Genomic DNA, 23,194 nt, shown 5'->3' on the forward strand with positions numbered 1-23,194 from the left:
AATGCGTTCATCGCGCTGTAACACGATCTTCTTATTATCGACCATCAATTTACCCAAGGAGTCCAATCGATGAAACGCCTCATGATTTCCGCTGCTCTCGCCGCCGGCCTGACGCTCTGTGCGACCTCATCTGCATTGGCCCAGGAAAAACTTCGCCTGACCGGATCCGGCGCGAGCTTCCCGGCGCCGCTCTATCTCACCTGGTTCAAGGATTACAGCAAGAAAAATACGGCCGTCACTGTCGATTACCAGTCCAAGGGGAGCGGTGCTGGAGTCCAGGACTTTCTGAACAAGACGGTTGATTTCGCGGCCAGCGACTCTGCAATGAAAAAGGAAGATATCGCCAAGGTTGCCGAGGGCGTGCAACTTCTGCCGATGACGGCTGGCGAGATCGTGCTCGCCTACAATCTGCCGGGTAAGCCGAAAGATCTCAAGCTTCCGCGCGATGTGTATTCGAATATTTTCCTCGGCAAAATTACTAAGTGGAACGACCCCAAGATCGTCGCTGCCAACCCAGGCGTCGCCTTGCCTGATCTGCCGATCACCGTCGTCCGTCGTGCCGATTCCAGCGGCACCACCGCCGTGTTCACCATGCACCTGTCGGCGATCAATCCGGAATTCAAGAAGACCCTCGGCGAAGGCAACACGGTCAATTGGCCGGCTACTGACAAGTTTGTTGCTTCGCCGAAGAATGATGGCGTAACCGCCACCGTGCGCCAGACCCCGGGCGCCATCGGCTACATTGAATACAGCTTTGCCAAGCTGGCCAAGGTCGATTTCGCCCTGCTCCAGAACAAGGCAGGTCAGTATGTTTCCCCGGGCAATGGCGGTGAGACGCTGGCTTCGGTCAAGTTGCCGGAAGACATGGTTGCCTGGCTGTCCGATCCGGATGGTGCCAAGTCCTATCCGGTTACTTCCTACACCTGGATGATTTTCCGCAAGAATAATGGCGATGCCAACAAGGCCAAGGCCATGCGCGACATGATCGAGTACGGCCTGACCGATGGCCAGAAGATGGCTGCCGCGATGGGCTACATCCCGTTGCCGCAGGTTGTCGTCGAGCAGGTTCGCAAGGCTGCTGCCAACATCAAGTAACAACGCGCTGCGCCGCGCGGGGTGAACCATTCATCCCGCACGGTCAGTGACGATAAAACGCCGGGGGCTTGTTTCCCCGCGCCAATGACAGATATTGGACCCCCAATGAGTAAACCATTTGTCGTACCCGTTCAGGCGGATTCGGTTTGTCAGCCACCCTCATCGACAGAGTTTCTGATTGATCGCACTTTCCGCGCGCTGGCCCGTCTTGGCGTCGTCGTGATTCTGGCCCTGGTCGCTGCGCTGGTTTTCGAGATCGGCAGCAAAGCGGTACCTGGCATTCAGAAGTACGGTCTGGATTTCATTACCGGTACGGTCTGGGACGTGAATCAGCAGAAATTCGGCATTCTGCCGGCGATCTGGGGAACGCTCTATAGCGCCCTGATGGCCCTGCTGATCGGCGGCTTCTTTGGCGTCACCATGGCCATCTTCCTGACGCAGGATTTTCTGCCTCCCCGTGTTGCAGCGGTTTTTCGCACCATCGTCGAATTGCTCGCCGCCATCCCCAGCGTGGTCTATGGCCTGTGGGGGATCTACGTGGTGATTCCGGCGATTCGCCCGCTGACTGACTGGCTTAGCCAATCGCTGGGCTGGATTCCCTTCTTCGGCTCGACGCTGAGCGGCCCCGGCTTGCTGCCCGCGGCATTGGTGCTCGCCATTATGATCCTGCCGACCATCGCCGCCGTTTCGCAGGATGCGCTGCGTTCGGTCCCGCTCAAGACCAAACAGGCCGCTTACGGAATGGGCGCCACCCACTGGGAGGCCATCCTGCAGGTCATCATTCCGGCAGCTGCTACCGGAATCTTTGGCGCGCTCGTGCTCGGTCTGGGGCGCGCATTGGGTGAAACCATGGCGCTCGCCATGCTGGTCGGCAACTCGAACCAGATTTCGCTCTCGCTGTTCTCGCCGGCAAACACGCTGGCTGCGTTGCTCGCACTGAACTTTCCGGAAGCCGGGCCGAATGAAATCGAGGTGCTGATGTATGCAGCCCTTGTCCTGATGCTGATCACGCTGGCCGTCAATGTTGCCGGCTCGCTGATCATGGCCTACTCACAGCGCGGGAGCAAATAATGACTGATTTGAGTTCATCGCTGTCTGCCGTACCAAGTCTGCAGCGCAAGTTTGAAACTCGCGCTCTGCGCAGCATCCTGCTAACCACAATCACCTGGGTCAGTGCAATGCTGGCCAGTGTGCCGCTGTTCTCGGTGCTCTACATGCTGATCACGCGCGGTGGCGCAAGACTAAGCATGGAGGTGTTTACCGAACTCCCGCCTGCCGGATTCGAGATGGGCGGCGGCTTCGGCAATGCACTGGTGGGTACCTTTGTCATGGTTGGCATTGCCGCCTTGATCGCGATTCCGGTCGGCATTCTGGCGGCAATCTTCCTGGCCGAACTGGGCCCGCAGAGCAAATTGGCCAATTCCGCCCGTTTTGCCGCCAAGACGCTGACTGGCCTGCCATCGATTCTGGCGGGTGTCTTCGCCTACGCCATGGTTGTTCTGACGACGGGCTCTTATTCGGCACCAGCCGGCGGCATTGCGCTGGCGGTGTTGATGCTGCCGATCGTCGTGCTGACGGCTGAGGAGGCCATGAAGATGGTGCCCAAGATCATGAAGGACGCAGCCCATGGCATGGGGTGTACCAACTCGCAGGTGATCTGGCACGTTGTCTTGCCGACCGCAATGCCGGCGATCCTGACCGGGGTCATGCTAGCCGTCGCCCGCGCTGCCGGAGAAACAGCCCCCTTGTTGTTCACTGCGCTGTTCAGCAATTACTGGATTTACGACGGGGGCCACATCAATGCAATGAGTCCGACGGCCTCGCTCGCGGTATTGATCTACAACTTCTCGGGGATGCCGTTCGACAACCAGCTTGAACTTGCCTGGGCTGCTTCCCTGGTGCTGGTTTTGATCGTGCTGGTCGTCAATATCGTTAGCCGTCTTGTCGGCAAAACCAAGATCTGAAATTGAGAAGGACTGAATCATGACTGCAATGATGCAACAGACCAGCCCGGCTACAGCAGCCTCCTCCATTGTCATGGACTGCAAACTGGACAAGATTTTCTACGGCGATTTCATGGCTGTGCGCGACAGCCATGTGCCGATTGAAAAAAACAAGATCACCGGCTTTATCGGCCCCTCAGGCTGCGGCAAGAGTACGGTATTGCGCAGCCTGAACCGGATGAATGATCTGGTGGTCGGTTTCCGCTTTGACGGACACGTCCATTTTCTCGGCCAGGATGTTTATGGCAAGGGTGTCGACCCGGTCGTCGTCCGCCGTTACATCGGTATGGTTTTTCAGCAGCCCAACCCATTTTCGATGAGCATCTTCGACAATGTCGCGTTCGGCCTGCGCCTTAACCGATACAAAGGTGATGTTGGCGACCGCGTCAAGCATGCCTTGCAGGGCGCCGCCTTGTGGGATGAGGTCAAGGACAAGCTCAAGGTCAGTGGCCTGGCCCTGTCAGGCGGCCAGCAACAGCGTCTTTGCATCGCCCGCGCCATTGCCACCGAACCGGAAGTGCTGCTGATGGACGAGCCATGTTCGGCGCTTGACCCAATCGCTACCCGGCGCGTCGAAGAACTCATGGTCGAGCTCAAGAAGGATTACACCATCGCCCTGGTCACGCACAACATGCACCAGGCAACGCGGGTGGCGGATACCACAGCGTTCTTCTCGGTCGATATTTCCCAGGGGACCCGCACCGGTTACCTCGTTGAAATGGGTCCTACCGATCAAATTTTCAATAGCCCGCGCGAGAAGCTGACCAACGACTACATCAGCGGCAATTTCAGCTAGTCAATTGTCAGGAGACTCCGCATGAAGCTAAGAACCGCGATCCTCGGATCAATGCTGGCGGCCGTCATGGTCGTCCCCGTCGCCTTCGCGCAGGGCGTCAAGCCAGGTGAGGGAAAGGGGTCTGTCCTGCAGGGGGCGGGGGCAACCTTCCCGGCGCCGTTGTACAAGAAGTGGATTGCTGAGTACCGCAATGTCGAGCCGGCTACCGTGATCGACTACAAGGTTGTCGGCAGCGGCGAGGGGATCAAACGCTTCCTAGACGACGGCGTCGATTTCGGGGCCAGTGATGCTGCCATGACTGATGACCAGATCGCCTTGGCCAAGCACGGTGCCGTGTTGGTGCCAGCTACCGCCGGGATGATTGTGCTGGCCTACAATCTGCCCGGTCTCAACGGTCCGCTGAAGCTGAATCGCGACACCTATGTCGCGTTGCTCATGGGCAAGATTCCGCGCTGGAACGACGCTCGCATTCAGGCGACGAACCCCGGCCTCAACTTGCCGGATCGGGAAATCATTCTGGTAGCACGCCAGGACAGCAGCGGTACGACTTTTGCGCTGACCAATCATCTGAGCGCGGTCAGTCCGCTCTGGCGGGACCGTGGCCCCGGTACCGGCAAAGTTGTCAGCTGGCCGAACAACACGATGATGGTGCGCGGCAACGAAGGTGTGGCCTCGCGCGTCAAATTGAGTGTAGGCTCGATTGGCTATGTGGAATACAGTTTCGCCAAGCAGCTCGGCATGCCGACGGCGCAGCTGGAGAACAAGGAAGGGCGTTTTGTCGTGCCGAGCGACTCGGTCGGTGAAGCAACGCTGGCTGCCAACCTGAACCGCATACCGGCTAATTTGCGAGTCTTCATTCCTGATCCGGATGGCGCTGACTCCTACCCTATCGTGACTTTCAGCTGGCTATTGCTCAAGGAGAAATCGGGCAATCCGGCAAAACAGGAAGCGCTGAAGCGCTTTGTGAAGTGGGGCCTGTCCGAGGGCCAGCGCTTCAGCAACGACCTCGGATTCATTCGTCTTCCCGTCGATGTCGCCGAGCGCAGCAGGGTGGCGCTGAACCGCGTGCAGTAATCAGCTTTCCCGCCTGAACCCCGAAGAAACGTCGTGTCAAACACGGCGTTTCTTCGTTTAACATCGACGTTTTCTTATTGCATGGAATTCCATTGCCCGCGCCTCGCCATCTGAATTTGTCAGCGATCAGAAGCTCTCTGACTGAGGTGCAGAGGCATTTTTCCCGGCTCAACGATTGCTTGGTCGAACCGCGTGATCCGTTCAGCGATGAGGTTCTGGAGAACATTCTCGAAGCGTATGCACTGATTGATGACTACGTGACGCGAGGGATCGATCTGTTTGACCTGCAGCACGTTGATCTGATGCTCGAAATCAATGCCTCGGTTCTATGCGGTTGTGATCCCGTGGCGCGCCTGGAGTTTGCCGGACATCTGGAGGCCACCGAAAAGCACTTCTTCAACAACGAAGAGGGCGGCATCAAGGACTTGTTTGACTGGTACGGCAAACATCGTGACGAATCGCCATGGAAGCGGGCGGCCGGTGTCTACGTGCGGATTCTCAGCAAGCCGCAGCTATTCATCGAAGGTAATCACCGTAGCGGATCGATCATCGCCAGTTATCTGCTGCTACGGGAGGGCCTCTCCCCTTTTGTTTTGACCGTGGATAACGCTGAAGCCTTCTTCAACCCTTCGTCGGTAATACGAAATTCGGCCAAGCATGGCGTTATGGCGCTATTTGAGCTGCCCAAGATCAAGAAAAAATACGCCGCATTTCTCGAGGAGCAGTCCAGGCGCTCGCGTGGCATGTTTTTGATTGAAAATAGACGCGCCGTGCTTGTCGACGTGTCGCCCGCGGAACGCGCGAGGATCGACCCGAATGCCGGGGCGCCGGCTTCTGGGCACAGCAAGCCATGAACAGCCGGACTGGATTGGTTTCAGCAAGCGCCCGCCGGCAGCCGCGCACACGCATATCGTTTGATATTGACGATACCCTGGCCTGTCACCATGGCCATGCAGTTGCCGAAAAAAGCCGGGTGCCGGCGGCCATCCATCGATGGCTGGGTGAGCCGCTGCGTGTCGGGACGCGGGCGCTGATCCGGGAATTGCGTCGCCGCGGGTGCAGTATCTGGATCTACACGTCTTCGGATCGTTCGCCGTTCTACATTCGGCGCTGGCTATTGCTCCACGGCATCCGGGTGGACGGCGTCGTCAACAATGCCCGGCATCGTCGCGGCCTGGCGGTTCACGGGTTCTCGAACTCGCCATCGAAGTTTCCACCGGCCTTCGGCATAGACCTGCACGTAGATGATTCCGAAGGTGTGCAGATGGAGGGCGAGACGCACGGATTCAGGGTCGTCGTTGTTCATCCTGGCGACGAACACTGGACCCAAAAGGTGCTGGATGCCGTGACTCATTCACAGGCGGCAAAGCGGCATGCTCATTCGCCTGCTTCATCGGGCCAGCACCTTCGTCGGGTGGCTGGAATCTGAACAGCCCCCGGGGTCTCTTAAGCTGCAGCGTTAGCGGAAAAAGCGGCCAAGCAGTCCGCTCAGGAAACCAGGGCTGGGTTGTTTTTCGATGGTCGCAACGGCTGCTGTCGCGTGATCGACCCCGGTCATCTGCTTTACTGCATCGGCGTAGTCGCGGTCTTCGTTGGAAATGTGGTTGATCAGCCATTTCGACAGCATCATGTGCAGTTCATCGACGATATCCTCGCCCTTGGCGGCGCGCATGGTGATATCGGTCACGCGACGAATGAACAGTTCATGGACTTTCTTGTGCGGCTTCAGAAACTTGTAGCCGGCCTCTTCGAGCATTTCTTCCTCGAAGCCGAAATGCGACTGCGTGTAATCGATCAACTGCTCGATGATCTCGTTCACCATCTTCTTGTCGAGCTTCATCTTCGCAATTTCGAGATCGTTGATGTACTCGACGATGCGCTGGTGCTGGGCATCGATGACTTCAATCCCGGTTTCGAGTTTTTTGTCCCAGATAATCGGCATGACTGTTCTCCTGACATTTTTGCAATGTCAGGAGTAAATAGCAGTTTTGGGGTGTTTCAGTTGACGTGTGTCAACAGTGCGACAGGGGGGGCGTGACTTACTTCACGGTTTCCTTTTGATTTTGGTCAGAATTTCCGGTTGACCGTGGAAGTGTGTCGCCGCCTCTTTTTTCAGCCCTTGATCGGCCGCACCTTGCCGGCCGCCAGCTTGGCGTTGCCCCGGGCCTCATCGGTGGTTTCGCCATTGGCCACGACGACGCCCATGCGGCGTTTCTTGAAGGCTTCCGGCTTGCCGAACAGGCGCAGGTCGGTGCGCGGCACGGCCAGCGCCTCTTCCAGCCCAGTGAAGGCAATGCCCGATTCGTCGATGCCGCCGTAAATGACCGCCGAGGCACCCGGCTCGCGCAGCGCGGTGTCGACTGGCAGGCCAAGGATGGCGCGGGCGTGCAGTTCGAATTCCGAAAAACGTTGCGAGCACAGGGTGACCAGCCCGGTATCGTGCGGCCGCGGGCTGACTTCGGAGAACCACACCATGTCGCCCTTGACGAACAGTTCGACGCCGAACAGGCCGCGGCCGCCGAGGTTGCCGGTGACGGCGGCGGCGATTTCCTGCGAACGCTTGAGCGCAGTCGGGGTCATCGCCTGCGGTTGCCACGATTCGACGTAATCGCCAGCGACCTGGATGTGGCCGATCGGCTCGCAGAAGTGAGTCACCACTGCGCCGGCCGCGTTGCGGGCACGGACGGTAAGCAGGGTGATTTCGTAATCGAAGTCGACAAAACCCTCGACGATGACGCGACCCTGATTGACCCGGCCGCCGCTTGCCGCGTAGTCCCAGGCCTTCTGCACATCGTCCGGGCCGCGCAGCAACGACTGGCCCTTGCCGGACGACGACATGGTTGGTTTGACAATGCACGGGTAGCCAATACCGCCATCGATAGCAGCCTGCAGTTCGGTCAGCGAATCGGCAAATTTGTAGGGAGATGTCGGCAGGCCTAGTTCGTCGGCGGCCAGCCGGCGGATGCCTTCGCGGTTCATCGTGAGCCTGGCGGCGCGCGCCGTCGGGATCACCTCGGCCAGCCCGGCAGCCTCTATCTCGACCAGCATGTCGGTGGCGATGGCCTCGATTTCCGGCACGATCAAATGCGGTTTTTCCAGTTCGACGAGCCGGCGCAGCGCGGCGCCATCGGTCATCGAAATGACGTGGGCGCGATGGGCGACCTGATGGCCGGGGGCGTTCTCGTAGCGGTCGACAGCGATCACTTCAACGCCCAGGCGCTGCAGCGCGATGATCACTTCCTTGCCGAGTTCGCCGGCACCGAGCAGCATGACGCGAGTGGCGGAAGGGGAGAGCGGGGTGCCGATTTGCATGGGGTTTCCTCGGATTGGCAGATTTGGATTTTGGCCGAATTTAGGCGTCGACCGTGGAAGCGTCAAGCCGGATGTCTTCCCGCGGCTGGTTGGCGCCTGTCGCTGCCTTATAATGCCGCGATGCAATTCCGATCCCTCCCGCTCTCCGTCGAACGTTTTCTGCTGTCGCCGTTCAGCCTGTTGCTGGCGCTCCTCCTGGCCTTTTTCCTGAATGCCTGGAGCCTGCCGCTGACCGATGTCGATGAGGGCGCCTTCTCGGAAGCAACGCGCGAAATGATGGCGCGCGGCAATCTGGTCTCGCCGACTCTCAACGACGCGCCGCGCCACGACAAACCGATCCTGATTTACTGGGCGCAGGCCGCCTCGGTCGCCGTGCTCGGTGTCAGCGAAATCGGCTTCCGCCTGCCGTCGATCATTTTTGCCGTGCTCTGGGTGTTCGCGCTATTTCGTTTCTGCCTGCGCCACGGCAACCAGATGACGGCGCAGATCGCCTCGCTGGTCATGGCCTTGACGCTGGTCGTCGGCTTCATCGCCAAGGCAGCGATTGCCGATGCGCTGCTCAACCTGCTCATCGCGCTGGCCATGTTCGGCATCTACGACTATTTCGTCGCCTGTCGGGACGGCAAGCCGGCAGCCAAAACGCGGCGCCTGCTGTTCGCTGTCTATGCCGCGCTCGGCCTTGGTTTCCTGGCCAAGGGGCCGGTCGCCGTCTTCTTCCCGCTGCTCATCAGCGCCTTGTTTTTCGTCTCGGCCGGCGCCTGGCGCGACTGGCTCAAAGCCGTCTTTTTCTGGCCGGGCTGGCTGCTTTTCCTGGCCATCGTCGTTCCCTGGCACGTCGCGGTCTATCTCGATCAGGGCGATGCCTTCTTCCGCGGCTTTTACCTCAAGCACAACATCAACCGCTACGCCGACACCTTCGAAGGCCACGGCGGGCGCTGGTGGTACTACTTCGCGGTGCTGCCCTTCATCCTGCTGCCGTTCACCGGCTGGCTCTTCGCCATCGCCGGCAAGCTGGCCGGCGCGCTGGGCCAGAGCGACAGCGATGCGTTGTTCGAACGCTTCCTGATCATCTGGTTCATCGTCGTCTTCGCCTTCTTCTCGTTCTCCGGCACGCAGTTGCCGCATTACCTGCTCTACGGCTGCACGCCGGTGTTCATCCTGCTTGCCCGCCATCGGCTCGATTTCGAGCGGCGCTGGCTGGCCTTCGTGCCGATGATCCTCTTCGCGCTGCTCCTCGCCGTTCTGCCGGAAGTGCTCGCCTTCGCCGCCGGCAAGGCCAGTCGGCCGTTCGAGAAATTCCTGCTCGATGGCCTGACCATCGCCTTCGCCGACGAAGCGCGCTGGTTGTTGCCGCTGCTTGCCGTTGCCGTCATCGGCCTGGCTTTCTGGCGCCGCCTGCCGGTCTGGCAGGGCCTGGTTCTTGCCGGTCTGCTGCAGGCCGCCACAGTCGCCCTCGTCATCGCCCCGCGCGCCATCGAAGTGACGCAAGGACCGGTGCGCGAAGCGGCCATGCTGGTCAAGCAAAGTGGCGAAACCAATGTCGTCGCCTGGCGCATCATCATGCCGAGCTTCAGCGTCTATCGCCAGGCCGCGACGCCGACCCGCGTGCCCGAACTCGGCCAGCTGGTGTTTACGCGTACCGACCGCAAGCATGAGGTCCTGGCGCTGCTCGCCCCGGGGCTGACCCTGCGCGACGTCTATCAGCGCAGCTTCGTCACGCTGGCCCGTGTTGAGCGTGAGGACAAGGAATGAACGATCAAACGCTGCACGCCCGCAACCCGGTTTTCGACGCTTCCATCCTTGGCCTGTGCCTGCTCTTCGCGCTCGGGTTGGTCGCCGTCGGCCAGACCGGCGACTGGTACGTCGGCTTCATTCCCGCCCAGGCGGCCAGCCAGATTTTCTTGCCGCCCTGGCTGTGGGAAAGCCTGACAACGCTCGGCGACGGCCGTGTCCAGCTCGCCCTGATGCTGCCTTTCTGCCTCCGCTACCCGCGTGTTTTCTGGGCGCTGGTCGTCGGGGCGCTGCTCGCCGGGGCGATGAGCCGTGGCTTGAAGGTCTGGTTCGACCTGCCGCGGCCGGCGGCAGTACTCGATGCCAGCCAGATCACCATCATCGGCGCCCGCCTGACGGCACACAGCTTCCCGTCCGGCCATGCCGTTTCGGCCTTTTCCTTTGTTGTCGCCTGGCTGGCTCTGCTCGGCTGGTGGCGCGCTTTGCCCATCGTCGTCATCGCCGCCCTGGCCGCGTTTTCGCGAATTGCCGTCGGCGCCCACTGGCCGGTCGATGTGCTGGCCGGCGGGATGATCGGCCTGGCCGGCGGCTGGCTGGGCCTGCGCCTGACCCGACATTTTCGCTGGGGCCTGGGCATTCGCGCCCACTGGATATTGATTGCCATCGCCGTCATCGCCGTGGCAACGCTACCCTTCGACGGCCAGGGCTACCCGGATACCCGACCGTGGCGCATCGTCGCCTGTTTGTGGGGGCTGGGCGGCTTCGTCCTGTTCTATCTGCAGCCCCTGCTGCGCGGCGGCTGGCAGGCGGCGAACCGGCCGCTCGAAGGGCTTGTCGCAGAAGACCGCGCAGCCTGATTCAGGATTTGGCGAGGGCGATCTTCGCGCGCCAAAGCGGTCGTTGCCGGTATGCTGTTTGCAAAATACGCCAATAGTTTGTACTGTCCGTTTTCTCTTTCGAAATCCATCAGAACGCGATGCTCGGGGGCATGGTTCACGCCTTCTTATGGCTTTTGAATTCAGGAAACCCGCAGTCCGTTGCCTGGTCTACAGCAATTCCATACAGATAGCGTGAACCGAAAATCATGCCAACGTCCATTCTGAAATACGTCGATATCGCGCGCCTTGTCGGGGCCGGACTTAAGTGTCCGGTGTGCAATGGCACCGACTGTCGACATTCAAGGTGGCATTCGAAGACCGAAAAGCTGGGCTCGTCGGGGTTTCGTCCCTATCGCTGCAATGATTGCGCGCATCGCTTCCTGGCCCGCAACAGCGCTTCTCTGGAGCGGATACTGATCAACAGCACGGCCGGCTTGATGCTGTGCTTCGGGATTTTCGTAGTCGTCGATTTTTGGCTGGAAAACGTCGACAAGCCGAAGCCTGCGCCTGTCGCGCTGACCGCAACGGCGCTCCCGGAGGAAAGTACGGCCGGTGCGCCGAATCGGCTGCTGACTGGTGGCGTGGCTGCAGAGGCCAGCGACAACCCGGCAACGCGCGCCCAAAAACAGCAGGAGGCGGCCGACAACGGCGATGCTGGTGCGATGCTGCAGATCGGACGAGACCTGGCGACCGGCAACAATCGCCCGAAAGATGTCGGGCAGGCGGCCAAATGGGTGCAATTGGCCGCGGCAACGGGACATCCCGATGCCATGCTTGAACTGGGGCGGTTTTATCGCGATGGTGTCGGGGTGGCGCAGGATTCGGCTCGCGCCTACGTCTGGCTCAGTCGGGCCGCCGCTGCCAAGCAAACGGACGCCGTGCTGGAACGCGAGGCTCTGGTCCGGACGATGGGCGAAGAGCCACTCAAGGTGGCGCTAGAATTGTCCATGCCGACACAACCGGCGGCGGCTCTCGTCCGTCCGAAATAGCCAATTCTCGGGAAGTATTGCGGCAGGTTGCCAAGCCAAGCGCGGTGAATGGGCGTTGCCGGCAATTACCACGGTCAACCGGGAAAAACGCCCAAAAATGAAATGGTCGGTGACGGGCGGTGATTTCCCGTCGGTTGCGCCCCATCTCTCCAGGAGGCGTCGCGGCTGCAACAAAAGCTTAACGAAGCAGTAATTTCGGGGTCACGGGGCGGCCGTATCGTGCGGCCATGCCCAAGGTCAGAAGCGTTTTTCTCTCCGATATCCACCTTGGCACGCGGGCGTGCCAGGCGGACAGACTCCTCGATTTTCTGCGCGAACATCCGGCTGAACAGACTTTCCTGATCGGCGACATCGTCGATTTCTGGGCGATGAGCCGCAGCATCAACTGGTCGCAGGCCCAGAACACCGTCGTCCAGAAACTGCTGCGCCGGGCCCGGCATGGCGACCGCGTCGTCTTCATCCCGGGCAACCACGACGAAGTGCTGCGCGATTACTGCGGCATCGTTTTCGGCGAGGTCGAGGTCATCGACGAACTGGTCCACGAAACCGTGGATGGCCGCCGTTTTCTGCTCATCCACGGCGACCAGTTCGACCAGGTAACGCGTCATCATCGCTGGGTCGCCGTGCTCGGCGACAAGGCTTACGAAATGCTCGTCCGTATCAACAGCCTGCTCTCGTGGGGGCGGCGCAAGCTCGGCATTTCCGGCTACTGGTCGCTGGCCGGCTACGCCAAGCGCAAGGTCAAGACGGCGCTGACCTTCATTTTCGATTTCGAAGAATCGGCCATCCATCACGCCAAGGAGCGCGGCCTGGACGGCGTCATCTGCGGCCACATCCACTGGGCGACGATCCGCGAGATCGACGGCCTGACTTACGTGAATTGCGGCGACTGGGTCGATTCCTGCACGGCCATCGTCGAACACTTCGACGGCCGGCTCGAACTGGTCACCTGGGGCGAACAAAAGCCGGTGCCCATGCTGGCCGCCCCGGTTGTCCAATCCGTTGTCGAAACTGTAGAGGCCTGAGATGCGTGTTTTGATGGTTTCCGACGTGTATTTCCCCCGCGTCAATGGCGTCTCGACTTCCATCGAGACTTTCCGCCGCACGCTCGCAGGGCAGGGCGTCGAGGTCAAACTGGTCGTTCCGCGCTATGGCAACGAGATTGACGAGCCGGGCATCGTGCGCGTCGCCGGCCGACCGGTGCCGGGCGACCGCGAAGACCGGTTGGTCGGCTGGCGCGCGATGCACCGGGCGGTGCTCGATGCGGCGCAGGACTGCGACCTGATCCACGTCCAGACCCCGTTCATCGCCCACTACGCCGGCCTCAAGGCCGGGCGCAAACTCGGCCTGCCGGTGGTGGCGACTTATCACACGTTGTTCGAAGAATATTTGCAGCACTACGCCAAGCCGATTCCGCCGAGCTGGTTGCGCGGTCAGGCGCGGGCCTTGTCACGCCGGCAATGCAACCAGCTCGATGCGGTGATCGTGCCATCGACGGCCATGCGTCAGCGGCTTGAAAGCTATGGCGTCACCTCGCCGATGCATGTTCTGCCGACCGGTATCCCGATGGCGCAATTCGCCGGCGGCAATGGAAAGCGCTTTCGCCAGAAATTCGGCATAGCCGAAGCGCGGCCGATGGCCTTGTTCGTCGGCCGCGTCGCCCATGAAAAGAATATCGGCTTCCTCCTCGAAGCCCTTGTCCAGGTCCGCCAGATTCGCCCCGACGCGCTGCTCGTCATCGCCGGCGAAGGCCCGGCAATGGCCGACCTCAAGGCGCAGACCACGGCGCTGGGCGTGCAGGATGCCGTCCAGTTCATCGGCTACCTCGACCGTCAGCAGGCGCTGCCCGATTGCTATGCGGCAGCCAATGTTTTCGTTTTCGCCTCGCGCACCGAAACGCAGGGGCTGGTCCTGCTCGAAGCGATGGCGGCCGGTGTCCCGGTCATCGCGCTGTCCGAAATGGGAACGACCGACATCCTGGCCCCGGCCCGCGGGGCCTTTTCGCCGCCGAACGACCCGCGCGCTTTCGGTGAAGTGCTTGGCCAGTTCCTCAAACACCCCGAGGCATGGCGCCATCTCAACGATGAGGCGCCGATTTACGCGCAGGAATGGACCGATGTGGCCATGGCCGAGCGGCTGGCACGCCTTTACGGAGAGCTGACCAATTGCAAAATTGGCCAGAAATTCCGGTTGACCGTGGCAATCTGATCACCGGCCCGATGAACGATCATTCCGACGCCTGCTGCGTCCGCTGCTTCTACTTCCGGCCGAGTGATGCGCTCACCGGCCTGTGTCACCGCTACCCCCCGGTCTTCGCCGGCGACAGCTCGCCGCGCGAAGCGCATCACTGGCGCCATCCGGTTGTCGGGCCGCACGGCTGGTGCGGCGAACACCGGCTGGCGCCCGGCGCTCAGATGTCTTCGAGCGGCGCCACCAGCTGATTGACCTTGCGCAGGCGTTCAGCCATGACGCGCATGACCTGGGTGGCGAAAAACGGTGTTTGCTGAACGAGAAACTGGAAGCGCTTTTCGTCGACTTCGACGAATTCGCATTCAGTCACGGCGACCACGCTGGCCGAGCGCGGCCCGGGTGAAACGAGGCCCATCTCGCCAACGATGCTGCCGTGCTCGAGGTTTTCAACGACCCGGTTGTTGACGATGACTTCGGCCTTGCCTGCGGTCAGGACGTACATCATCTGGCCATCCTCATTCTCGGAAAACAGGGCGGCGCCCGGGGCGACCTTGATGATGGTGGGGTTGTGCGTAAACAGCTCGAAGAAAACCATGGTTACATTTCCGGATGAACGAGACTAGGCCTTTTAGCATAGGCTGGCTTCTGTTTCATGTCGAAAATATTACAGTTACCCCGGGCTTGACCTAGAACAAGGTCGGCGAGATCAGGCGAAGACCGATGGAGAACCAGTGTTGGTCGATGATGGCGCCAAACCGGCTGCCGTAGGTGGTGTCGATCTGGAGGTGGCCGGGGACGATCCAGTAGCGGACGCCCATCTGGAAAAAAGGGTTGCCCTTGTCCTGGCCATAGCTTTCGGCGATCAGGTAACTTCTTGGTGTTATCTCGATTTCGCTGCCGAGACCCCAGGTTAGCCGATTTTCCTGATTTTCGCGTTCGCGGGTGTAGCCGAGGTTAGTGTGGATGACCACCCGGTCGTCGGCCAGCGAAAAGCTGACCGGCACGTAGAAATACGGGTTGCCGGTGTGTGCGCTGCCCGGTTGCGTGGCGTAACCAGCGGCTAAACCGATGCCGTAACCATTGGTTTCCAGCGGCTTGAGCAGGGTCTTGCCCTGAATGACCATGGCACCGCTTTCCTGATGGCCGTCGGCATAGGCCAGCGCGCCGCCGAAAGTCAGTTCGAAATTGCCGCCCGGGTTGCAGGCCGGCAAGGCCCAGAACTCGTGCTGGCTGCCGTGCAGGTGCACCCAGGATTCGACCTGACAGGCGCCGGCATCGGTCAGCCGGGCGTCGTCGGTGATCATCGGGCGGGCAGCATGGGCAGCCGGCCCGATGGCGAGCAGGATGAGCAGGGCGAAAAGTGGGCGCTTAGGCATATCCGGACGAGCCTAGGGGCGAATTGTGACAGAGCGATGACCTGGCCTGTCATCAAAGCTTAGCGCTACCTGATTAACGTGAGCGCTTTCGCGGAGATTTCATGCAGGAACCCTCGTCGAACGAACTCGGCCTCGATCCGGCCAACGAATCGCCCTTCAAGGGCAAGACCGGACTGCGCCGGGTATGGAATGCCCTGACCTATTCGCTGGCCGGTCTCAAGGCCGCCTACCTGTGCGAAGACGCCTTCCGCCAGGAAGTCATGCTCGCCGCCTTGCTCATCCCGGCGGCTTTTCTGCTGCCGGTGCCGTGGATGGGCCGCGGCTTGATGATCGCCAGCGTGCTGCTCGTCCTGGTCGTCGAGTTGCTCAATTCGGCCATTGAAGCCGTAGTCGACCGCGTCAGCCTGGAAAACCATCGCCTGGCCAAACGCGCCAAGGATATCGGCAGCGCCGCGGTGCTCGTTTCGCTGATCCTCGTCATGTTCGTTTGGGCTTGCGTGCTCATGGAGATCGCCTGATGTCGCTGGTCATTGCCTTCGTCACCGAAACCTTCCCGCCCGAGGTCAATGGCGTCGCAATGACCGTTGGCCGGCTGGTTGGCGGCTTGCGCGAACGCGGTCACCGGGTCAGCGTCATCCGGCCACGCCAGGGCAAGGGCGATGCCGGCAGTGAGCATGAACTGGCTTTGCCCGGCTTTCCGTTGCCCGGTTATCCCGGCCTGCGCTTCGGCCTGCCGGCCGGGCGTCGGCTGGCCCGACAATGGCGCCAGCAGCGGCCCGATCTGGTCCATGTGGTGACCGAAGGGCCGCTCGGCTGGTCGGCCGTCAGCGTCGCCCGCAAGATGGGCATCCCGGTCACCTCCGGCTTTCACACCAATTTCGACCGCTACAGCGTGCATTACGGCATGGGCTGGATGCGCCCGGCCGTCGCCGCCTACCTGCGCACCCTGCACCGGCGAACGCTGGCGACCATGGTGCCGACGGCGGCGCTGGCCGCCGATCTGGCTGGCGAAGGGCTGACCGGGGTACGCGTCGTCGGCCGTGGCGTCGATACGCAGTTGTACGATCCGGCCCGGCGCAGCAAGGCCTTACGCCAGACCTGGGGCGTCGAGGGAGACGGGCCGGCCTGCCTCTACGTTGGCCGGGTGGCGGCCGAGAAGAATCTGGCCCTGGTCAAAAAGACCTTTGCCGCCATCCAGGTCTGGCATCCCAAGGCCAAGATGGTCTGGGTCGGCGATGGCCCATCGGCCAAACAACTGGCCGCCGATCATCCGGATCATCATTTCGCCGGCATGCGCATCGGCGAAGACCTCGCCGCCCACTACGCCAGCGCCGACCTCTTTCTCTTCCCCAGCCTGACCGAAACCTACGGCAACGTCGTCGCCGAGGCGATGGCCAGCGGCCTGCCGGTTATCGCCTATCGCAGCGCTGCTGCCGCCGAACTGATCGCCCAGCAGAAAAACGGCATGGTCGCCTCGCCCGGCGACGAGCGCGGCTACGTCGAAGGCGCGCTGTGGATGCTCGACGAAGCCGAGCGCCTCGGCGAAATGGCCGAAGCCGCCCGCCAGACGATGCTGCCGCGCAGCTGGGCCGGCGTCGTCGAAACCTTCGAAAGCGTCGCGCGCGAAGCGATGTCAAATCGAGCCTGAAGAACGAACAATGCGCAATTTGGTTTGCCGGCCGGAGCGCTATGGTCAACCGGGAAAAATGGCCAAAATCGAATCTTGAACCAGAATGCCCCGGTTGGAGGCGGCTGGATGTGTGTGGGGGCGGGACGGCTGGCGCGAAGCAATGCTGCCGCAGGCTGAAGCGTCAAAAAAGCGCCGACGCCGGGCGTTCCCACCGGCAATTGCTTGCGCGGCTAACCGCTCGTCGTGGATACGCCCTAGGCCATCGCCTGGCGACAGGTAACTCTATTGCGCCCGTTGCGTTTTGATTCGTAAAGCGCCTCATCAGCCGTCAGTATCAGATGTTGGACATCGACCAGTTTTTCCGTATCGACAACCTGGGCGACGCCAGCACTGACTGTGACTGAGTACGTCGTGCCATCGCAATTGATCGGTTTCATGTCGATAGCGCTGCGCAGTCGTTCAGCTATATCGTGTGCGTGATCGCAGTCTGCTTCATCAAGCAAGACAAGGAACTCCTCACCACCCAATCGGCCGACATGGTTGTATTCGCGGACGCTGTTGGTCATTCTTGAGGCAACCTCCCGGAGCACCTCGTCTCCGGCGATGTGGCCACCCGAATCATTGATTCTCTTGAAGTAATCGATGTCAACCATGATCAAGGCCATGCGGCGGTTTTCCCGCTTTGCCTTGGCGACGGCGGCGTCGACCAATTCGAGAATGCCTCTGCGGTTGTAGATGCCCGTAAGCTGATCGCGCGTCGCCAAGTCCTGCAACTCCTGCTGCGTAATCGCCAGGCGCTGGTTAATGTCGACAATTTCCTGATAGAGCCGACTCTTTTCAATCAGTGTCGATAGTTGGGTGGCAATCCGCCGGAAAATTCCCTGATGCAGGTCCTTGTAGGTGCCAGGCTCAAGGCTCGAGAAGAAAATAAATCCAATGGGTTTTCCTTGACTGATCAAGGGGCAGGTCAGACTGGAGCGAATGCCTTCGGCGACCATCAGGCGCGTCGAATGGGAATTTGGGTTCTCCGAGAGATATTCGGTCAGGTCATTCAAAATTCGCGGTTGCCCGGTATGCACGATGTTGCTCAGGCTGCTCCCGGCAAGTTTGGCCGTGAACCCGTTCGGCAGATGAGTCTCCGGATAATCCGCACATGACCAATAGGTTGAAACGGACAATTGGTCTTCGTTGATCAGGGCGCAGCCGAGCCGGTTATATGGAATGACAGCCCGGAAGGCATCAAAAATTCTTTTCAGGACATCGTCAAGGAATAAGCCGCCAATGACCGAGTCGGTGACTTCCTGCAGTTTTCGCGCGTGATCAAAATGCCATTCAAGATGCTCGGCAAGTCTTTGCAATTCTTCGCCAAGGATACCTACGGCATCTTTCGGCTCGGTAGGGAACTCGATCGCGAAGTCGCCTTCTCGCATGCTGCGTACGGCGCGTTGATAGCTGACTATTCGTTCTTCATCGCAGGCCAAAATGTCGCGCTCCGTTCGGTGTGTGCTGGTTTAGGAGCTGTTGGAACCCAATTCGTTCCCCAAATCGGCTTTTTGCCGCGAACCGCATTGAATTCTATTTTGACTGGATCAACTCAACCTTGTAGCCATCCGGATCTTCGACAAAAGCAATGATCGTCGAGCCATGCTTCATCGGCCCGGCTTCGCGCACAACCTTGCCGCCGCGCGCCTTGATTGCCGCACAGGCGGCGGCAGCATCGGGCACGGCCAGGGCGATGTGGCCGTAGCCGTTGCCGAGTTCATAGCTCGGGGTGTCCCAGTTGTGGGTCAGTTCGAGGACCGCTTCGCTGGCTTCATCGCCATAGCCGACAAAGGCCAGCGTGAAGCGGCCTTCCGGGTAGTCGGTGCGGCGGAGCAATTGCATGCCGAGGATTTCGGTGTAGAAGGCGATCGATTTGTCGAGATCGCCGACGCGAATCATGGTGTGCAGAATGCGCATGTTTTTCCTTAAAAGTGGGGGATTTGCCGGGCCAGCTGGCGCAGTTCGAGCCGGTGCGCCTTCCAGTCGGGGCAAAGTTGCTCAACTACAGACCAGAAGCGCGGGCTGTGGTTCATTTCCTTGAGATGGGCCAGTTCGTGGCAGACGACGTAATCGACGATGGCCAGCGGCATGAGCACCAGCCGCCAGTTCAGCGCAATGCCGCCGTGGTGGCTGCAACTGCCCCAGCGCGTGCGGGCCGACGACAGGCGCAGCGGTGGCTCGCCGACGCCGAGGCGTGGCGCATGGATGGCCAGGCGTTCGGCAAACACCGTGCGGGCTTTCTCGCGCAGGGCTTTTTCCAGCAGGTCGCTGGCGGTGTGGGTGGCGTCGGGGCGCAGGTAAAGCGTGCCGGGGCCGAACTGCCAGCGACTGCGGCCGACTTCGGTGAAGGCTACGGTCAACGGCTCGCCGAGGGCAAAAACCACGGTGCCATCGGTGATCTCCAGCTTGCTGGCGGCCGGCCGATCACGCCAGGCGGCCAGTTTGTCGAGCACCCATTGGCCGTGCTCGTGGATCAGGTTTTCGATGTCGCCGATGCGCGCCCGGGTCGGGGCGCCGACGCGCAGGCCGCGGTGGTCGATGGCCAGACCGATGGTTCGGCGCTGGCTGCGCCGCAGCTGGTAGGCGACGGCCTGGCCGGCGATGACGATATGGCGCGCCGGCTCAGGTGGCGTTATGCGAGGCATCCGAATAGCGATGCGGCGAGATGCGGTGCATCTCGTCTTCGATCCAGGCTTCAGCCCGCTGATTGACTTCGGCTTCGGTCATGCCGGTGGCGTCGAAAGCCGGACCGATGCTCATCGTGACGGTGCCCGGTGTTTTCAGAAAAGCCTGGCGCGGCCACAGTTCGCCGGCGTCATGGGCAACCGGCACGACCTTGCAGCCGACACGGGTGGCGAGGTAGGCGCCGCCCGGCTTGTAGCGTTTTTTCTGGCCCGGCGCAACGCGCGTGCCTTCCGGGAAGAGGATGACGTAAAAGCCCTGTTTGAGGCGCTCGCGGCCCTGGACGACAACCTGGTCGAGGGCGTCCTTGCCGGCGGCGCGGTCGATCGAAATCATCTTCATGGCACCCAGACCCCAGCCGATCAGCGGGACGCGCAGCAGTTCCTTCTTGAGCACAAAGACGCAGTAGGCGCCGGCCGGCACAAGATCCTGGAGGGTCATCGTTTCCCAGGCTGACTGGTGCTTGGCGAGGATGACGCAAGGCTCCTTCGGCATGTTTTCAAGGCCGATGACCTTGGGCCGGATGCCGAGGATGTTTTCGACCCCGAACTGGATGCCGAGGCGCCACAGCTTGCCGAAGCGATAGCCCCACAGCCCGCGCAAGGCGAGGGCGGCGATGACGACGAGCGGCGCCGTGAGGATCGACCAGACGACGGCGTAGGCCATGAACAGCGTCGAGCGCACCGCCCTCATGGCGTGGTTTCCTTGAGGATGGCGTCGACTGCCGCCGACAGGTCCTTGTACTCCAGCGTGCCTTCCGGCAATTCGTTGTCGGCCTTGGTTTTCTCGCCCTTGCCGGTCATCACCAGCATCGGCTGACAGCCGGCGGCAGCGCAAGCCTGCAGATCGCGCAGCGAATCGCCGATGGCCGGGACACCCTTGAGGTCGACATTGAGTGTCTCGGAAATGCGCTTGAACATGCCGGGTTTCGGCTTGCGGCAGTCACATTTCGAATCGGCCGCATGCGGACAATAGAAAATGGCGTCGATGCGCCCACCCAGAGAGACGACTGCCTTGTGCATCTTGCTATGGATCAGGTTCAGCGTTTCCATGTCGAACAAACCGCGGCCGACACCCGACTGGTTGGTCGCCACGACCACCCGGTAGCCGCACTGGGTGAGGCGGGCGATCGCTTCCAGGCTGCCCGGGATCGGCTTCCATTCGGCCGGCGTCTTGATGAACTGGGCCGAGTCGAAGTTGATGACCCCGTCGCGGTCGAGGATGACGAGCTTGGTCGGCATGGCGTTCTTCCCGTTCTCAGGCAGACAGCTTGGAAATGTCGGCGACCTTGTTCATCGCCACATGGAGCTTGGCGAGCAGGCCGAGACGATTGGCGCGCAGGGCCGGATCGTCGGCATTGACCATGACGCCGTCGAAGAAGGCATCGACCGGGGCGCGCAGGGCGGCCAGCGCCAGCAGGGATTCGGCATAGTCGCCGGTGACGAAGGCGGCGTCGGCCTGCGGCACGACATCGACGAGCGCATCGTGCAGGGCGATTTCGGGCGCTTCCTTGAGCAGGGCGTTATCGACGGTTGGCTCGACCGGGTTTTCGACCTTCTTGAGGATGTTGCTGACCCGCTTGTTGGCGGCGGCCAGCGCGGCAGCTTCGGGCAACGCGGCGAAGGCACGGACGGCGGCCAGGCGCTTGGGGATGTCGCCAAGGCGCTGCGGCCGCTGGCTGACCACGGCATCGACTTCCTGTGCCGTGTAGCCCTGCTCGCGCAGGCTGCCGGCCAGGCGGTCGTAGATGAAGTCGGCCAGTTCGGCTTCGGCACTCTTGAAACCGTCGACCGATGCAAAGGCGCTGCCTGCCACGGTCAACAGGGAATTCAGCGGTAAATCCAAATTGCCTTCGGCCAGCATGCGGATGGTGCCCAGCGCGTGGCGACGCAGCGCGAACGGGTCGCGGTCGCCGGTCGGGATCTGGCCGATGCCGAACATGCCGACCAGCGTTTCGAGCTTGTCGGCCAGCGCGACGACCGTGCCGACATGGCCGCGCGGCAGGCTGTCGCCGGCGAAGCGCGGCTTGTAGTGGTCTTCGATGGCATCGGCGACTTCGGCGTTGAGGCCGTCGTGCTGGGCGTAGTAGCGGCCCATGATGCCCTGCAGTTCGGGGAATTCGCCGACCATGTCGGTCAGCAGGTCGGCCTTGGCCAGCACCGCAGCCTGTTCGGCATGCAGGGCCAGCGCTTCACCGCCCAGCTCTTGGCCGATGGCCCGGGCAATCGCGGCAACGCGCTGCATGCGCTCGCCCTGGGTGCCCAGCTTGTTGTGATAAACGACCTTGGACAGGCCGATGACGCGGCTTTCCAGCGACTTCTTGCGATCCTGGTCGAAGAAGAACTTGGCGTCCGCTAACCGTGGACGCACGACGCGCTCGTTGCCGCCGATCACGGCCGATGCATCTTCCGGGCTGATGTTGCTGACGACGAGGAATTTGTTGGTCAGCTTGCCGGCCGCGTCGAGCAGCGGGAAGTATTTCTGGTTGGCCTTCATCGTGAGAATCAGGCATTCCTGCGGCACGGCGAGGAATTCCTCCTCGAACTGGCCGACCAGCACGTTCGGGCGTTCGACCAGTGCGGTGACTTCGTCGAGCAGGGCGTCGTCGTCGATTGGCCGTAGCGGAGCAGCGCCATTTGCCCCGGCCCTGGCGGCAGCGGCGGCAAGTTGCCGGGCGATTTCGGCGCGGCGCTCGGCGAAGGAGGCGATGACGGCGCCGTCGGTCGCCAGCTTGCCGGCGTATTCGTCGGCATGGGCGAAGACGACCGGATCGACGGCCGCTTCAAAACGGTGACCGTGCGTTTCACGACCCGAGTTGAGGCCGAGAATGGCCAGCGGCACGACGTCGCTGCCGTGCAGGGCGACGAGGCCATGCGCCGGGCGGACGAAATTGACGCTGCTCCAGCCGTCCTGCAACTGGTAGGTCATGACCTTGGGAATGGGCAGGGCGGCGAGGGCGGCTTCAAGTGCCTTTTGCAGGCCTTCGGCCAGCGTGGCGCCCTTGGCCAGGCTGTCGTAAAACAGGATGTCGGCCTTGCCGTCGTTTTCGCGGCGCAGATTCGTCACGCAGGAAGCGGCGGCGCCCGCATCTATTCCCAATCCGGCGAGCTTCTTGAGCAGGGCCGGCGTGGCGTTGCCGGCGGCATCGAGGCCAACGGCGACCGGCATGAGTTTCTGGACGACCGGCTTGTCGGCAGCAACGGCAGCGACTTCGGTGACGTGGGCGGCCAGACGGCGCGGCGAGGCGTAGGCGGTGACAGTGGCCCTCTCGGTAGCCAGGCCATCCTTTTGCAGTGCTGCGGCCAGCGTGGCGGCAAACACTTCGCCCAGCTTCTTGAGCGCCTTGGGCGGCAGTTCTTCAACAAACAGTTCAACGAGCAGGTTTTTCGACGACAT

The 23,194-nt window shown here is 61.5% G+C and carries 25 protein-coding genes; 15 read left to right on the forward strand and 10 right to left on the reverse strand.

The annotated features are described in order from the left end of the window. Nucleotides 1-69: 69 nt before the first annotated feature. The 7 genes from pstS (AC07TV_RS03605) to AC07TV_RS03635 all read left to right on the forward strand — a co-directional run bounded on the left by pstS (AC07TV_RS03605) (nt 70) and on the right by AC07TV_RS03635 (nt 6,397). A complete protein-coding gene (gene pstS, locus AC07TV_RS03605) occupies nt 70-1,095 on the forward strand; it encodes a phosphate ABC transporter substrate-binding protein PstS (RefSeq protein WP_494647033.1) in 1,026 nt (341 codons plus the stop codon). 105 nt (nt 1,096-1,200) lie between these two features. Further along, the gene (pstC, locus tag AC07TV_RS03610) at nt 1,201-2,166 is read left to right on the forward strand and encodes a phosphate ABC transporter permease subunit PstC (protein ID WP_494647034.1); all 966 of its coding nucleotides are present in this window, start codon (nt 1,201-1,203) and stop codon (nt 2,164-2,166) included. Next, nucleotides 2,166-3,059, forward strand: coding sequence for a phosphate ABC transporter permease PstA (gene pstA / locus AC07TV_RS03615; protein WP_494647035.1), 894 nt, complete (start codon nt 2,166-2,168; stop codon nt 3,057-3,059). The genes pstC and pstA overlap by 1 nt, the downstream gene beginning before the upstream one ends. Before the next feature lie 19 nt (nt 3,060-3,078). Then, nucleotides 3,079-3,894, forward strand: a complete 816-nt coding sequence (gene pstB / locus AC07TV_RS03620) for a phosphate ABC transporter ATP-binding protein PstB (RefSeq protein ID WP_494647036.1) — start codon at nt 3,079-3,081, stop codon at nt 3,892-3,894. Nucleotides 3,895-3,915: 21 nt separating this feature from the next. After that, nucleotides 3,916-4,968: a phosphate ABC transporter substrate-binding protein PstS gene (gene pstS / locus AC07TV_RS03625; RefSeq protein ID WP_494647037.1), complete on the forward strand. Its 1,053-nt coding sequence runs from the start codon at nt 3,916-3,918 to the stop codon at nt 4,966-4,968. A gap of 92 nt (nt 4,969-5,060) precedes the next feature. Next, the gene (locus AC07TV_RS03630) at nt 5,061-5,822 is read left to right on the forward strand and encodes a hypothetical protein (RefSeq protein ID WP_494647038.1); all 762 of its coding nucleotides are present in this window, start codon (nt 5,061-5,063) and stop codon (nt 5,820-5,822) included. Further along, on the forward strand, nt 5,819-6,397 hold the full coding sequence (locus AC07TV_RS03635; RefSeq protein ID WP_494647039.1) for a hypothetical protein: 579 nt from the start codon (nt 5,819-5,821) through the stop codon (nt 6,395-6,397). Before AC07TV_RS03630 ends, AC07TV_RS03635 begins: the two co-directional genes overlap by 4 nt. Before the next feature lie 30 nt (nt 6,398-6,427). On the opposite strand, the gene AC07TV_RS03640 is transcribed toward AC07TV_RS03635, so the two are convergent. Both AC07TV_RS03640 and purT read right to left on the reverse strand, forming a co-directional pair. Further along, nucleotides 6,428-6,910 (reverse strand): bacteriohemerythrin, encoded by a 483-nt coding sequence (locus tag AC07TV_RS03640; protein WP_494647040.1) that lies wholly within the window; start codon nt 6,908-6,910, stop codon nt 6,428-6,430. 170 nt (nt 6,911-7,080) lie between these two features. Continuing rightward, nucleotides 7,081-8,280, reverse strand: coding sequence for a formate-dependent phosphoribosylglycinamide formyltransferase (gene purT / locus AC07TV_RS03645; RefSeq protein ID WP_494647041.1), 1,200 nt, complete (start codon nt 8,278-8,280; stop codon nt 7,081-7,083). 120 nt (nt 8,281-8,400) lie between these two features. Between purT and AC07TV_RS03650 the strand changes: the two genes are divergently transcribed. The 6 genes from AC07TV_RS03650 to AC07TV_RS03675 all read left to right on the forward strand — a co-directional run bounded on the left by AC07TV_RS03650 (nt 8,401) and on the right by AC07TV_RS03675 (nt 14,319). Further along, nucleotides 8,401-10,032 (forward strand): ArnT family glycosyltransferase, encoded by a 1,632-nt coding sequence (locus tag AC07TV_RS03650; protein ID WP_494647042.1) that lies wholly within the window; start codon nt 8,401-8,403, stop codon nt 10,030-10,032. Next, nucleotides 10,029-10,868 (forward strand): phosphatase PAP2 family protein, encoded by an 840-nt coding sequence (locus AC07TV_RS03655; RefSeq protein ID WP_494647043.1) that lies wholly within the window; start codon nt 10,029-10,031, stop codon nt 10,866-10,868. Before AC07TV_RS03650 ends, AC07TV_RS03655 begins: the two co-directional genes overlap by 4 nt. 227 nt (nt 10,869-11,095) lie before the next feature. Next, nucleotides 11,096-11,878, forward strand: a complete 783-nt coding sequence (locus AC07TV_RS03660; RefSeq protein ID WP_494647044.1) for a tetratricopeptide repeat protein — start codon at nt 11,096-11,098, stop codon at nt 11,876-11,878. A 227-nt stretch (nt 11,879-12,105) separates the two neighbouring features. Beyond that, nucleotides 12,106-12,903 (forward strand): UDP-2,3-diacylglucosamine diphosphatase, encoded by a 798-nt coding sequence (locus AC07TV_RS03665; RefSeq protein WP_494647045.1) that lies wholly within the window; start codon nt 12,106-12,108, stop codon nt 12,901-12,903. Between the two features lies 1 nt (nt 12,904). Continuing rightward, nucleotides 12,905-14,086: a glycosyltransferase gene (locus AC07TV_RS03670; protein WP_494647046.1), complete on the forward strand. Its 1,182-nt coding sequence runs from the start codon at nt 12,905-12,907 to the stop codon at nt 14,084-14,086. Next, on the forward strand, nt 14,044-14,319 hold the full coding sequence (locus AC07TV_RS03675) for a hypothetical protein (protein ID WP_494647047.1): 276 nt from the start codon (nt 14,044-14,046) through the stop codon (nt 14,317-14,319). Before AC07TV_RS03670 ends, AC07TV_RS03675 begins: the two co-directional genes overlap by 43 nt. On the opposite strand, the gene AC07TV_RS03680 is transcribed toward AC07TV_RS03675, so the two are convergent. Then, entirely contained in the window at nt 14,289-14,663 is a 375-nt protein-coding gene (locus AC07TV_RS03680; protein WP_494647048.1) for a Crp/Fnr family transcriptional regulator, read from the reverse strand. The genes AC07TV_RS03675 and AC07TV_RS03680 overlap by 31 nt on opposite strands. A gap of 91 nt (nt 14,664-14,754) precedes the next feature. Then, nucleotides 14,755-15,444 (reverse strand): PA4824 family protein, encoded by a 690-nt coding sequence (locus tag AC07TV_RS03685; protein ID WP_494647049.1) that lies wholly within the window; start codon nt 15,442-15,444, stop codon nt 14,755-14,757. 101 nt (nt 15,445-15,545) lie between these two features. Between AC07TV_RS03685 and AC07TV_RS03690 the strand changes: the two genes are divergently transcribed. Both AC07TV_RS03690 and AC07TV_RS03695 read left to right on the forward strand, forming a co-directional pair. Further along, nucleotides 15,546-15,962, forward strand: coding sequence for a diacylglycerol kinase (locus AC07TV_RS03690; protein WP_494647050.1), 417 nt, complete (start codon nt 15,546-15,548; stop codon nt 15,960-15,962). Continuing rightward, the gene (locus tag AC07TV_RS03695) at nt 15,962-17,092 is read left to right on the forward strand and encodes a glycosyltransferase family 4 protein (RefSeq protein ID WP_494647051.1); all 1,131 of its coding nucleotides are present in this window, start codon (nt 15,962-15,964) and stop codon (nt 17,090-17,092) included. Before AC07TV_RS03690 ends, AC07TV_RS03695 begins: the two co-directional genes overlap by 1 nt. 236 nt (nt 17,093-17,328) lie before the next feature. Here the strand turns inward: AC07TV_RS03695 and AC07TV_RS03700 are convergent, their stop codons facing one another. The 6 genes from AC07TV_RS03700 to glyS all read right to left on the reverse strand — a co-directional run bounded on the left by AC07TV_RS03700 (nt 17,329) and on the right by glyS (nt 23,194). Further along, nucleotides 17,329-18,504 (reverse strand): sensor domain-containing diguanylate cyclase, encoded by a 1,176-nt coding sequence (locus tag AC07TV_RS03700; RefSeq protein WP_494647052.1) that lies wholly within the window; start codon nt 18,502-18,504, stop codon nt 17,329-17,331. 145 nt (nt 18,505-18,649) lie between these two features. Next, on the reverse strand, nt 18,650-19,033 hold the full coding sequence (gloA, locus tag AC07TV_RS03705) for a lactoylglutathione lyase (RefSeq protein ID WP_494647053.1): 384 nt from the start codon (nt 19,031-19,033) through the stop codon (nt 18,650-18,652). 8 nt (nt 19,034-19,041) lie between these two features. Continuing rightward, nucleotides 19,042-19,761, reverse strand: coding sequence for a M48 family metallopeptidase (locus AC07TV_RS03710; RefSeq protein WP_494647054.1), 720 nt, complete (start codon nt 19,759-19,761; stop codon nt 19,042-19,044). Continuing rightward, nucleotides 19,739-20,491 (reverse strand): lysophospholipid acyltransferase family protein, encoded by a 753-nt coding sequence (locus tag AC07TV_RS03715; protein ID WP_494647055.1) that lies wholly within the window; start codon nt 20,489-20,491, stop codon nt 19,739-19,741. The genes AC07TV_RS03710 and AC07TV_RS03715 overlap by 23 nt, the downstream gene beginning before the upstream one ends. Continuing rightward, a complete protein-coding gene (gene gmhB, locus AC07TV_RS03720) occupies nt 20,488-21,039 on the reverse strand; it encodes a D-glycero-beta-D-manno-heptose 1,7-bisphosphate 7-phosphatase (RefSeq protein WP_494647056.1) in 552 nt (183 codons plus the stop codon). The genes AC07TV_RS03715 and gmhB overlap by 4 nt, the downstream gene beginning before the upstream one ends. 16 nt (nt 21,040-21,055) lie before the next feature. Continuing rightward, nucleotides 21,056-23,194: a glycine--tRNA ligase subunit beta gene (glyS, locus tag AC07TV_RS03725; RefSeq protein ID WP_494647057.1), complete on the reverse strand. Its 2,139-nt coding sequence runs from the start codon at nt 23,192-23,194 to the stop codon at nt 21,056-21,058.

The sequence above is a fragment of the Azonexus sp. GW821-FHT04F04 genome, from assembly GCF_059420025.1.